Origin of the sequence: Rhizobium herbae, from assembly GCF_019511375.1 — a bacterium.
Classification (GTDB): domain Bacteria; phylum Pseudomonadota; class Alphaproteobacteria; order Rhizobiales; family Rhizobiaceae; genus Pararhizobium; species Pararhizobium herbae_A.
Map to the genome: position 1 here is coordinate 622,952 of NZ_JAEUAO010000003.1, position 12,061 is coordinate 635,012.

General features: G+C 60.4%; 10 protein-coding genes. 4 read left to right on the plus strand and 6 right to left on the minus strand.

Features of this window, described 5'->3' with window-relative positions:
- Positions 1-162 precede the first annotated feature (162 nt).
- From JNB71_RS16015 to JNB71_RS16040, 6 genes are all read right to left on the minus strand, one after another.
- The gene (locus tag JNB71_RS16015; RefSeq protein WP_223215871.1) at positions 163-408 is read right to left on the minus strand and encodes a hypothetical protein; all 246 of its coding nucleotides are present in this window, start codon (positions 406-408) and stop codon (positions 163-165) included.
- A gap of 138 nt (positions 409-546) precedes the next feature.
- Complete coding sequence (locus JNB71_RS16020; RefSeq protein WP_220372773.1) at positions 547-1,758, minus strand: NAD(P)/FAD-dependent oxidoreductase; 1,212 nt, start codon at positions 1,756-1,758, stop codon at positions 547-549.
- Between the two features lie 152 nt (positions 1,759-1,910).
- The gene (locus JNB71_RS16025; RefSeq protein WP_220372774.1) at positions 1,911-2,192 is read right to left on the minus strand and encodes a hypothetical protein; all 282 of its coding nucleotides are present in this window, start codon (positions 2,190-2,192) and stop codon (positions 1,911-1,913) included.
- A 251-nt stretch (positions 2,193-2,443) separates the two neighbouring features.
- The gene (locus tag JNB71_RS16030) at positions 2,444-4,024 is read right to left on the minus strand and encodes an alpha/beta hydrolase (protein WP_223215872.1); all 1,581 of its coding nucleotides are present in this window, start codon (positions 4,022-4,024) and stop codon (positions 2,444-2,446) included.
- Positions 4,025-4,082: 58 nt separating this feature from the next.
- Positions 4,083-4,484 (minus strand): cupin domain-containing protein, encoded by a 402-nt coding sequence (locus JNB71_RS16035; RefSeq protein ID WP_220372775.1) that lies wholly within the window; start codon positions 4,482-4,484, stop codon positions 4,083-4,085.
- A gap of 304 nt (positions 4,485-4,788) precedes the next feature.
- Complete coding sequence (locus tag JNB71_RS16040) at positions 4,789-5,760, minus strand: MBL fold metallo-hydrolase (RefSeq protein ID WP_431029045.1); 972 nt, start codon at positions 5,758-5,760, stop codon at positions 4,789-4,791.
- A gap of 351 nt (positions 5,761-6,111) precedes the next feature.
- Here JNB71_RS16040 and JNB71_RS16045 point away from each other — a divergent pair, with 351 nt between their 5' ends.
- The 4 genes from JNB71_RS16045 to JNB71_RS16060 are packed head-to-tail and all read left to right on the plus strand — an operon-like array spanning position 6,112 to position 11,833.
- Positions 6,112-10,116 carry a PAS domain-containing protein gene (locus JNB71_RS16045; protein ID WP_220372776.1) on the plus strand — a complete coding sequence of 1,335 codons (4,005 nt, stop codon included), beginning with the start codon at positions 6,112-6,114 and terminating at the stop codon, positions 10,114-10,116.
- On the plus strand, positions 10,113-10,763 hold the full coding sequence (locus JNB71_RS16050) for a response regulator transcription factor (protein ID WP_220372777.1): 651 nt from the start codon (positions 10,113-10,115) through the stop codon (positions 10,761-10,763). Before JNB71_RS16045 ends, JNB71_RS16050 begins: the two co-directional genes overlap by 4 nt.
- Positions 10,756-11,133, plus strand: coding sequence for a response regulator (locus JNB71_RS16055; RefSeq protein ID WP_220372954.1), 378 nt, complete (start codon positions 10,756-10,758; stop codon positions 11,131-11,133). Before JNB71_RS16050 ends, JNB71_RS16055 begins: the two co-directional genes overlap by 8 nt.
- Position 11,134: 1 nt before the next feature.
- The gene (locus JNB71_RS16060; RefSeq protein ID WP_220372778.1) at positions 11,135-11,833 is read left to right on the plus strand and encodes a response regulator transcription factor; all 699 of its coding nucleotides are present in this window, start codon (positions 11,135-11,137) and stop codon (positions 11,831-11,833) included.
- The last annotated feature ends 228 nt before the right edge of the window (positions 11,834-12,061 follow it).

Consider the following 12,061-nt stretch of genomic DNA (forward strand, 5'->3'; position numbering starts at 1 on the left):
GACGTCAACTCCTCGTATTCCAGGTTCAACCTTCGTGACCGAGATAAGTTCCAGTTGTCACCGAACAAAGCATCCCTCATCCGCCAGCATTGAAAATGCTGCAGATTTTTCGCCTGTCGGAGCAGGCGCGATGGGGCAGCATGGCCAGCCGGTCTTGCAACGCTACGTCACCAGCACGCCCTGGTCTGGAAAAATCTCGATCCAGCCACGGCCGTCGCCGCGGTCATCGGCACGCCGCGTTGGGCAAAGTTCCAGGCCAGGCCGGAGAAGCGCCGCTCGATCGTCGCGACGGAGAGGGGAGGGATCCGGCAGCGGTGTCTTGACACTGCCTGCGGCACAGGCGCCGATATAGAGGCCGAGGACCTCGCTGGAGGACGGCAGCGGCTCAAAGCCCTCGCGGCGGGACACGGGGTGTCGGCTCCGGGGCGAGGGGGGAGGCGGCCGTCTCAATGACGCGATCGAAGGCGCTCCGGCCGCTTCGTCCAACCGGTGTGGCAGCGGAACTTCCCCACCGCTGCCACACGGCTTCGCTGCACAACGTGGCGATTAGAAATCGACTGTGCGAGCGGCGAGCACATTCTCATAGGCGGCTGTGCGTTCGGCGATTGGCGGGTAGATCCAGACCTCGTTTATCTCCTTCTTGACCGCTTTGGCCTGCGCGCCGGTGATTTCCACCTTGGAGTCCCATCCGCGTGTAAAAATTGCATTGTCGGCGCCGAGGTCGAGGCACGTCACATAAACGGGCTGATCGTAGGGAAGTGTCGGTTCTCCAAGCAGATCCGCTGCAGCGTTATGTCCGGCGAAGGCACCCAGGCGGCGGGCATGTTGACATGACATGGCGGCATAGTTCCCCGCCATGTCGGTCCGCGCCTTGGCCGTATCGCCCGTTGCGAAGATCTGGTTCGTTCCCGGCACCCGCAGATCGGGTTCTACAATGACCCGGCCCAGATTGTCGCGGTCGGCGGGCAGTTGTGCCGTCAGGGGCGAGGCGCGCATACCGGCGGACCAGATCACCGTGGACGTTTCGATCCGCTCGCCGTTACCCAGTGTCACACCGTTTTCGTCGAGTGCTCCGATGCCGACATTCAACCGCGTTTCGACGCCCAGCGCGCGTAGCCGCTCCTCGATGAAGGGTCGGGGATCGGTGCCCATTGCCGGCGCGACATGTTCCGACCGATCGACGATGATGACACGGATATCCGCATCCTCGCCCAGTATCTCGCGCAGACGTCCTGGCAGCTCGGTGGCGACCTCCAGCCCGGTGAACCCGGCACCACCCACCACAACCGTGTTTCGCGCTGTCGATGCCGGTTTCTGCGCCAGAGCATGCAGGTGGCGATCGAGGGCCACTGCCTCGGCCATTTCCGTGGCGGCGAAGCCGAACTCGGCGAGGCCAGGGATCGGGGGCGTGAAACCATTGCTTCCCGCCGCGAGGACCAGCCGATCATAGGCTAGGGTGGCCGAAGTGCCATCTGCCGCGATGATCGTGATCGCCGAAGCGACGCTGTCGATCGTCTCGACGCGACCCTGATGATAGTTGATATCAGTGGCGGCGAACAATTTGGTGAGAGGCGCGACCATCTGTTCGGGGTTGCGTTCATAGAGACGCGGACGGATGACCGTTTCCGGCGTAGGCGACACCACGGTGATCGCCAGTTCGTCCGGCGAGACGCCTTTTTCATGGCGTAGCCGGGAAGCCCCCAGCGCTGCCATCAGCCCCGCGAAGCCGGAACCAATAATCACGATATTACTAGACATGACATCCCTCTCAGTCCTTGTTGAAAACAGCTGTGAAGCAAAGTCGTCGATCTCACCGACACGCCTGTTCCACACCCGCAAGCGAGTTCCTGTGGTGCGTCGAGAACTCCACGCGGCAATGTTTCCGTTACCGAATGTCGCCTGCAGCTTCTTCAGGCATCCATCGGCTCGAACTGCAGCGGGGTGATGGTTTCTTCACCCCAGGCCTCTCTTGTCCTTACCCGGTCGGAAATTGTCTCGACACCGTCATCTATAATGAAAGCCGCGCGGAAGTATCCTATGCGAAGGTCCAGGATATCCTGTCCGGAGAACAGGTAGCGATTGCACATTCTAGTGAAGCCAGACGCGTCGAAGCGGGGGTAGAATCTCCTCGCCATGCGCTCAGGCAGATGACGCCAAATGTGACCTTGCGTTGTGCGCCGGGCATCAAGCATCGACAACATCTCTCGAACGGGCATATTGCCTCACCCGACGATCGCCGGTTGTCACAGTTTGCTGACGCCGGCTTCGCATGCTGACGGTCTGCTCAGTAGCTTCGCGAGGATGGCGAAGCTTCTTTTGCGCCTCGAGCCAATCGCTGGCGCGCCGGCAAAAGCGCCGCGACGAGGCCGACGATTGCCAGAACGGCTGACGGCCGGGCGGGTTTCGCACGGTCACGGTCGAGGCCTCGTGCGGGGTCGTTCAATCAGTCTCCTACGGTTTGGTGGGTGCGGCCCACAAATTTCCAAAACGGAGGCTTCGTTTCGACCAGTAGTCGACGGGGATCGCCGGCCTTGAGGCGCCCCCTCAGCAAGGCGTCCAGATCTTGTTGAACCGCCGGGTCGGACAGGAAGTAGCTATGGCCCGAAAAGCCGGCATTTCCCTCGTATTCGATGAAGTCGACGACACCCGATATCTGTGAATTGCTCCACAGCGCATTCGAGCTCGCCGCTTTGGAACCTATGCTGGTGCTCGTCAAACGCCCAAGCCGAACGACGCTTCCAAACAGAGCACTCGAGAGGGCGAGCGCCTTGTCATTGGGGGACGAATAGACGGTCAGATGCAGCGAGCCAACGGGCGGCAGAAGGCCGTAGGGACTTGCTCGTGTTCCGAATGGAGCATCCGGATCAGACACGAAGCCGAACAGTTTCGTTGTGGCGACATCCAGATCAACATCGGGGGCGAACAGCACGACATTGTTGATTTTGTAGCGCTCGCCGAGGGACGTTCGGGTGATGTAGCCTTCCATTCCGAGTTGATGAAGGGCGGAGAGCAGAACGTCCGCACCACGGCTGTGTGCGATAAGATGAAGACGCTTGACGCGGTTGGCTGCGGAGAGGGTGCGAATGGCCTTCTTTAAATCCAGGACTGCGAACTCGCCGGACTCCCGGTCGATATTGTAACCATAGAACGCGCCGCCTGCCCCGCCCGCGGGCCATGACAGCGACACGCACACAAACTCCACGGACAGTGTGTTGCATATCTTTCCGGTGGCTTTTGCCGCGTCGTCGAAACTGTTGTTGTAACCATGAATGAAAACGACCACCTCCTTGCGTTTCGCCTTCGCAAGGCGATCGTTCACCTCACGCTGCAACGCTGAGGCTGCCCGGAGATGCGCATCCACAATGGCAGGTACCCGGCGGGGACCCTGCCCGGTGAGTTCAATGGAGTATGGCGACTGAGGAAACTCTCCTCGTTTGGCTATGTGCAAGACGTCTAGCGACGATCCCTTGCGGGCAAGCGTCACGGAACCGTAGCTCATGGAATGGCCACGAAACGAGCTGTAAGAAACTTTGCCATCAACCGAAGGGGAAGGCGCTCGGTTGGTCACGTAAACTATACCGAGCGGCTTGCCCTGTTTGACGTGAGAAACGGACGCCTTTCGTGCGATCGGGTGCTTGCCGGTTTTGTACTGCGAGTTTGAGCATGATGGCGACAATACAAGGAACGGCAGCAAAAACACCAAAAGAGCGAGATTGATCAGTCGCGGTATGTTCAATGTGCAATCCGCGCTCGGCCGGTGCCCCTTGCTGTCGGCCGTCATTGGGTCGACCTCGCTTTGGCTGGCATTCGGCCAGGCGTCAGTGGTCCCGGCGGCGCGGCTCGCATGAGGCTCACCAGCAGCAGCCCAGCAATAGCGCCCCAGAAAGGCGGCAAAGCCGTCGATGATCGACAGGACAACGGCCTGGCGGCGGACCAGACGCGCGAGCGTGGCAATCGCGCGGACCGACGATAGGAGGTTGACATGACGGCTATTCCCTCCTGTGCTCTCGCTTCTCTCGAGCAAGCGCAGCCGCACTTTGACGCGGCTGCATGGCTGCTTTCCCTCCCGGATCAGACGCGCGTCACTCCACCGGCATGACGGCCGGAGCATTCTTGTTCTTGAGCAGAACCACGATGAATTTGGCTGAGCTCGTCGTGCTCGCATTCCGGCTGACGAGATGAATATCGGAGGGGTTCTCGTAGTAGGTTTCCCCAGGCGCAACGGTGACCTCTTCGCCGCCCTTGATCTGCATGACGATCGAGCCCTCCAGGACGTAGACGAAGGCGTGGGCGTTGTGTCGGTGGATTGGGGAGGAGCCGCCGGGCTCATACTCGACCGACAGCATCAGTCCCTCTTTTCCGGGGTAATCCTGCAAATCCTTGGACATCAGGGGCGTGACCTTTGCACTGTCCTCTGCTGCTGCAACTGGCAGGGCGCCAACGGTGGCGATCAAAACGAGCATGATGCGTAGGATGGTTTTCATGGTGGTTTCCTTGTGGTGCGAGGCGGGATCGTCAGGGGATTTCCCGCAGGATCGGGGTACACTTGCCGCGCGGGGGCGTCGCTCCAGCGTCGGCTCTTGCGAACGGGGCGCAAGCCTAATTGTCGCCCCGGCGAGGCGAGGGGCGCAGGCCACCTGCCGAGCGTGGCCCCATCCTGGAACGCTGGACTCGCATTCGAGCGCCCAAGCCGGCGGACATCGTCAGTCACACCCGCGCCTTGTTCAGACGCATGCGGCGGTGCGCCAGGCGAGCACGCCCGGCGCAACCTCGGTCCTTAAGAAGCGGTCAATAGTCCCAGAAGGCCGGGACCCAGCGGAAGGCGCCCCGATCGACTGCCACATGTCCGACGGACGGGAACGGCAAGTGCGTGGCCACCAGGTATTCGCCGGTTCCTGCAAGTTCCTTCAAGAGACGGATGCGAACGCGGGCGGCCTCCTCGGGATCGTGCTCGAAGCCGTTGTACCATTCGGGATGTTCGAACCCGACCGCGAACACAAGGTCGCCGGCAAATGTCAGCTTGTCACCGCCGGATGCCACGCGAACAACGCTATGCCCGGGCGTGTGGCCACCGGTGCGGTGGGCAACCACGCCCGGCGCCACTTCGCACCGCTCATCGAACGGCCGCAGTTGGCTAGCATATTCCTTCATGAACCGCTTGGCGGCTGAGCGAAGCGCATCCGGGAACCCACTCGGCATGGAGACACGGGAGAAATCGGGTTTCTGCCAGAACTCGACTTCGGCGGCCGCCAAATGGATCTGCAGATCGGGACGCAGTTGCTCCTTCACGCCGTCGATGAGCAGCCCGCCGATATGGTCCATGTGCATGTGGGTCAGAACCACGTCGGTGACGGAGGTAAGATCGATGCCTGCGTCGGCCAGGCGCTTGATCAACTGCCCGGCCCGCGGGAGGTTCAAATCGGGGTCTAATCCCAGGCCGGCGTCGACAAGAACGGTCCGGTCGCCGCTCCGCAGCACCACGACGTTCAGTGCCCAGTCGTAAGCATCCGGCGGCAGGAACATGTCTTTCAGCCACTGGGCCCGCTCGGACGGGTCGATGTTGTGGGCCAGCATGGCAGTGGGAAGGGGCAGCACCCCGTCGCTAACGATCAGCACCTCAATCTCACCGATCTGCAAAGCGTAACGCGAGGGGACCAATTCGTCAGGCTTGCGGGGGGATGCTGTCTCCAAGTTCAGTTTTGTGTCCTGCTGGGTGTCCTGCTGGCTATTCATGTGCGGTTTTGCTTCTGCCTGTGACATGATGCGCTCCTGTTTGCGGGATCGAGATAGGCCTCGTCGCTTACACTAGGTTTGAGCGTGTCGGCGGTCGACCGCACCAGGGGGCAGGGACGGCAACACCTTGAGATAGGGCGGTCTGCGCTGCCGGTGTGGCGCAGCGAGCATTTGATACTGAAGAGGCTATCCGAAGGCGTAGGTGCGCTCTTCCGCCGAATGGGTGCATGGCGTGATGGAACCGTGACCACGACGCCGTTTTCCGCATAGGCAGCCGCGTGATTGACGCCCAATACATGGATTTCCATAAGTTGCGAGGGGGGCAGGGGAGGATTAGGCTGGTCATTCCGTGACTTTCTTGTCCGGCAGGAGCAGCTGATGATGAGCGTCTGGTCGCACCGCCCCCAATTCTTGCATCTGGGGCTCTTTAGCCTCGCCTATGTCCTTGGATGCGGATTCGCACAGTCGCTTGCGATCGTGCCTGGGACCGGCATTTCTATTTGGCCTCCGGGCGGGCTTTTTATGGCAACCCTCATCCTGGCTCCCCGACGCGGCTGGCCGTGGTGGCTCCTCGTGGGCTGTGCGAGCGAGATGTTCAGCAATGCCGTGTGGTTCCACAGTCCGCTGCCCGCAGCCTTCCTGATCTACGTCGCCAACGCCCTTGAGGCGATGACCGGCGCATGGCTGATCGAGCGGGCGTTGAGGGGGCCGGCCCGTCTGGAGAGCCTGCCGGAAGTTCTCGCATTTGTCGGATTAGGCGCAGGGGTTGCGCCAATAGTGGGCGCGAGCGTGGGAAGCGTGACGCTTGCCTGGTTTGGCATCCAATCGCAAACCTTCACCGCCGCATGGCCCCTGTGGTGGATCGGAGACGCCACGGGAGTACTGATCGTCGCACCGCTTATGCTCGTCGCACTGCAGAACTGGCGCGGTAAGGATCATCTCTCCACCGCGCAATGGATGGAATTCTGTGTCCTGGGATTGATCTTTCTCGGTGTCGCCGCTTTTTCTCTGAGCGGCTACCTGCCATTCGCCTACATCATCATGCCGCCTCTTCTCTGGGTGGCCGTCCGCTTTGAGTTCAAGGGCGCCGTCGTTACGCTGATCTTGCTCGCCCTGGTCACGGCCGTTTTCACATTGTCCGGCACCAGTCAGTTTGCCGGCAGTCCAGAGGCGCAGCGAGAAAAGCAGATCATGCTGCAGCTCTTTCTCGCAGTTTCTGCATTGTCCGCACTCATCGTGGCTGCCATATCCCGTCAGTACCAGCTGGCACTGCTAACGGTGCGTGAAAGTGAACACCGACTTCAGCAGCTTATTGACGCGGTTCCCGCTCTCATCTGGTGTACGACGCCGCAAGGAATTCCATGCTATCTCAACAAGCAGGTCATGGATGTCACAGGTGTCACTCTGAAGGATCTGATCGCGCCGGACGGGTCGCGATCCCTCACCGTCGTCCATCCGGATGATCGTGTAGCCATGGACGAGACTTTCGCGCGCTCATTCGAGACGGGTGAGTCTCTTCTTTGCAGATATCGTCAGCGCCGGGCCAATGGCCCCCATCGGTGGGTTGAGAGCCGGGCGGAACCTTTGCGTAACGAGTTCGGCGCGATCGTCCAGTGGTACGGCGTGTCCGTTGACATCGAAGACATGGTGCGGGCGCAGGACGCATTGCAAGACCGGGAACGCGAACTTTCGCAACTCGTGGATATGGTTCCGAGCCACGTCTGGCGACTGAGTCCGGATGGGGAGCTTTCCTTCTTCAACAAACGTATGGTCGACTTCCTCGGTCTCAATGCGGCGGAAATGGACAAGCCCGGCATGAACCGGCTGGACGCCTTCATTGAGACTGTCGTCCATCCGGCGGATCAAACGGAGTTCCGGAGTACCCTCCGACAGAGTCTCGCCACCGGCGGCAGCTTCGCGATGCGCTATCGGCTGCGTCGCGCGGACAGCTGCTATCGATGGATGTCGAGCCGGGCGGAGCCTATGCGTGACCAGGCCGGTTGTATCATCCAGTGGTATGGCATTTGCCATGACATTGACGATCAGATGCGGGCCGAAGAGGCGCTGCGGCAAAGCGAGCAACAGCTTGCGCTCCTTGTCGACGTTGTTCCGGTCGCTATCGCCAGTCTGACGCGAGACGGCGAGCCGACCTTCTTCAATAAGCGCCTGAGCGATTTTCTCGGTATCGACGTAGCGGATACGAACACGCCCGGAATGACCCGGCTGGCGGCCGCGATCGCGGCCGCCATTCACCCGGAAGATTCAAAAGAATTCGGCGATGAACTCAACCGCTGCCTCGTCACTGGCGAGAGCTTTTCCAGGAAATATCGTCTGCGGCGCGCGGACGGCGCATATCGCTGGATGGAGGGCCGGGCCGAGCCGCTACGCGATCAAGGCGGAGCGATTGTGCAGTGGTACGCGGTTGCTCTCGATATCGAGGTCGAGGTGCGCGCACAGGAAGCCTTACGGGAGCGGCAGCGGGAACTGACGCTGCTGGTCGATATGGTTCCGGTTCACATTGCACGTATGGCGCCCGACGGCGAGCCAACTTTTTTCAGCAAGCGTACTTTGGAATCTCTTGGGCTGGAGAACGTCGCGGGTTGGGACAATCTCGACAGGACTCGCTTGTCGGCCCTGATAGGGCAAGTCGTTCATCCCGAGGATGGACCCCGTATGAAGGAGGTTCTTGGCCATGCTCTCCTCACCGGTGAGCCCTACACGATACGATATCGACGACGTCGTGCAGACGGCGCTTATCGCTGGATGGAGGGTCGTGCGGAGCCGCTGCGGAATCAAGGTGGAGAGATCGTGCAATGGTACGCAGCTGCCATCGATATTGATGACGAGGTACGCGCGCAGCAAGCGCTGCGGGAACGCGAGCGAGAACTCTCGCAGTTGGTAAGCATGGTCCCCAGCCTTCTTTGGCGTCTGAGCCCCGACGGCGAGCCGACCTTTTTCAATAGCCGGCTGGTAGACTTTCTGGGCCTGGACCTGGCGGATTTGAAGACGCCGAGCACGGACCGATTGGCAGCCATCATTGAAGCTGCCGTCCACCCGGATGACGCGGACGATCTTGGCGAGGCGCTCAACCGTTCGCTCACCACCGGCAAGAGCTTCTCCAAGCAGTACCGTCTTCGGCGTGCAGATGGTGTCTATCGCTGGATGCAAGGCAATGCGGAGCCACTCAGAGATGAGAGTGGAAGGATCGTTCAATGGTTTGGTCTCTCGCATGACATCGACGATCAATTGCGCGTTCAGGAGGCGCTGCGTGAGAAAGAGCGCGCGCTCTGGCAGATTGTTGAGACGCTGCCGGCAATGATCGACTGTGCCGCGCCCGACGGAGAGCCCGTTTATCGCAATCCTCGGCTCCGTGACTTCCTTGGCTACAAGCTCGAAGAGCTGGACGGGACCGGAAAGTCCCGGTTGGAGGGCACGCTTGACGCGGGCGTTCATCCGGATGAGGTCACCGGCGTCAAGGAGGACTATGCTTATTCGCTGGCGACGGGGGAGCCCTATGCGCGGAGGCACCGCCTGCGGCGTTTCGATGGTGAATATCGCTGGGTCGAGACGCGTGCCGCGCCGATGCGCGATGACGAGGGCACCATCGTGCAGTGGAATGTTATCTGCCTGGATATTGACGGCGAGGTTCGGGCGGAGGAAAGGTTGCGACTAGCGCAGGAGAGCCTCGCGCGCGCGAGCCAAGCCGCCAGTCTGGCGGAACTCTCGGCTTCCATCGCCCACGAGGTCAACCAACCTCTGGCCGCGGTCGTGGCAAATTCCCATGCCTGTCATCGCTGGCTCACAGCCGCGCCGCCAAATATTGAACGCGCGCAGCGAACGGTGGAGCGCATCGTCCGGGATGCAAACTCAGCGGCGGATGTCGTCAGCCGTATTCGCGCCCTATTCAAGCAATCGGCGGAAACCAGGACCGTTGCGGCGCTGTCCGACGTCGTCAACGAGGCGCATAAACTCATGACCAGCGAGGCGCTGCGGCGTCGCGTGCGGATGGACGTCAATATCGACAACGGCCTGCCGGATATCGTAATCGATCGTGTTCAGATTCAACAGGTCCTGGTCAATCTTATGCGCAACGGCATGGAGGCGATGGATACCATCTCAAGCGACAAAGTGCTTGGGATACGCGTGCGCCGGACCGGAGACCTCATCCAGACCGAAATCAGCGACCGCGGCCCGGGCATCGAATTTCCGGAGAAAATGTTTGAGGCCTTCTTCACGACGAAGGAAGACGGCCTAGGCATGGGGCTGGCGATATGCCGCTCGAACGTCGAGTCGCATGGCGGACGATTGTGGGCAGAGCAAAACGGAGCGCAAGGTGCAACATTCATCTTCACCTTGCCGGCGGAAGCGAAGGCCGCGCCATGACACGCGATGATTATGCCGTCTTTATCGTGGATGACGATGAGCGAATTCGAGAGGCGCTCATCGAGCTCCTGGAATCTCATGGCATGCGCGCCATGGCGTTCGGATCAGCCGGCGACTATGTGTGCGCGAGCAAGCCGGATGTCGCGGCTTGTTTGGTGCTCGATATCGAATTGCCCGACATCAACGGTCTCGACCTTCAAAGGCAAATCGCGCAAGGCGGCCACCCGCCGATCGTCTTCATTACGGGCCATGGCGACATTCCGTCCTCGGTGCGTGCCATCAAGAGCGGAGCCGTGGACTTCCTGACCAAGCCCTTCAGCGATGCCGACCTCCTGGCGGCGATTCAGGCCGCGATAGCGGAGGACCGAAAGCAAAGAGCGGATAGCTCAGATCTCGGCGCGTTGAGGCAACGGTATTTCAATCTGACACCGCGCGAGCGCGACGTGCTGCCGCTCGTCGTGAGCGGTCTTCTCAACAAGCAAGCGGCAGCCAAGCTCGGTATCAGCGAGGTCACGCTGCAGGTCCATAGACGAAATGTGATGCTGAAAATGGCGGCGGCGTCGCTCGCCGATCTGGTGCGCATTGCGGAGAAACTGGATGTACCGATTACCCACTCGCGTCGGGTGGAAGGGAATGAACATGAATGAGACAAGACATGTGGTGGGAATCGTCGATGACGATCCAAGATTGCTTGAATCGGTTGGCGACCTGCTGGAATCGGCGGGTTACCTTGCTCGCGCCTTCCCCTCCGCCTCGTCGTTGCTCGGCAGCGGATTGGCGGACCTTGATGTGCTCATCACGGACATCGGAATGCCCGCCATGAACGGGTTTGAACTTCGCGATCTGGTTAAGAAATCACGTCCAGAACTGCCGGTGTTCCTGATTACGGGTCGACATGAAATAGCCGATCAGGGAAGGGCGCAGGGTATCAGTGGATTTTTCCGCAAGCCCTTCGATGCCCAGGCCCTGCTTGCGGCTATCGCCGATGCCTTAAACAAATCGAGAAATGGAGGGTGAGATGAGAATTGACCAGTGTTTCCCGCGCGGATCGTCGTCGCCGCAAGGAGGTGTCACGGACCAACCGCTTGTCATCATTGTCGACGACGACGCCTCCGTTCGAGAGGCGCTGTCGGAGCTGATCCTGTCGGCTGGCTTGCAATCCGTCAGTTTTGGATCGACGCGCGAATTGTTTGATGCCGACATTCTGGACAATCCCGGCTGTCTGATTCTCGACGTGCGCATGCCGGGAGAGAGCGGACTTCATCTGCAACGCCATTTGACCGAGAGCGGCAATCCCAAGCCGATCATTTTTCTGACCGGACATGGCGATATCCCGATGACCGTCGAGGCGATGAAAGCCGGCGCCGTGGATTTTCTCACCAAGCCGGTAAGGGATCAAACGCTGCTCGACGCCGTGATCGCAGGTATTGCTATGGATGCCGCGCGACGGGTGGAAGCGGCGATTGCCAAACGCAATATCGAACGTGTTGAAATGCTGACCCACCGCGAACGCGAGGTTCTGTACGAAGTTGCGCGCGGGCGCCTTAACAAGCAAATCGCCTTCGACCTCGGCATCAGCGAAGTGACCGTCAAGCTGCATCGCAGCAATGTTATGCGTAAGATGGAGGTCAATTCCATCGGTGAGTTGATCCGGGCCTGGGGAACTCTGCCTGTATCGATGCACGAGGCTGATATTCGTCTGAACCGATCCGCCTAGCGTGGAAGAGTTCGCGGCGCGACGGGCTACTCCGCTAGTGGTCGAAACCTCCACAACAATCATGACCATTGGCTCCGCCGTTGGTTCTCGAGGATATCTAGGGAACGGCAAGCGCCAAGCTGAGGCCGTCCGGCGGGCTTCTCAGCAAGGCCCGGATGCACTGACCATGGGTTCCTGCGGTCCTTCGCGGACATGGACGTTGGATGTAAGCCTCCTAGACCACGGTGT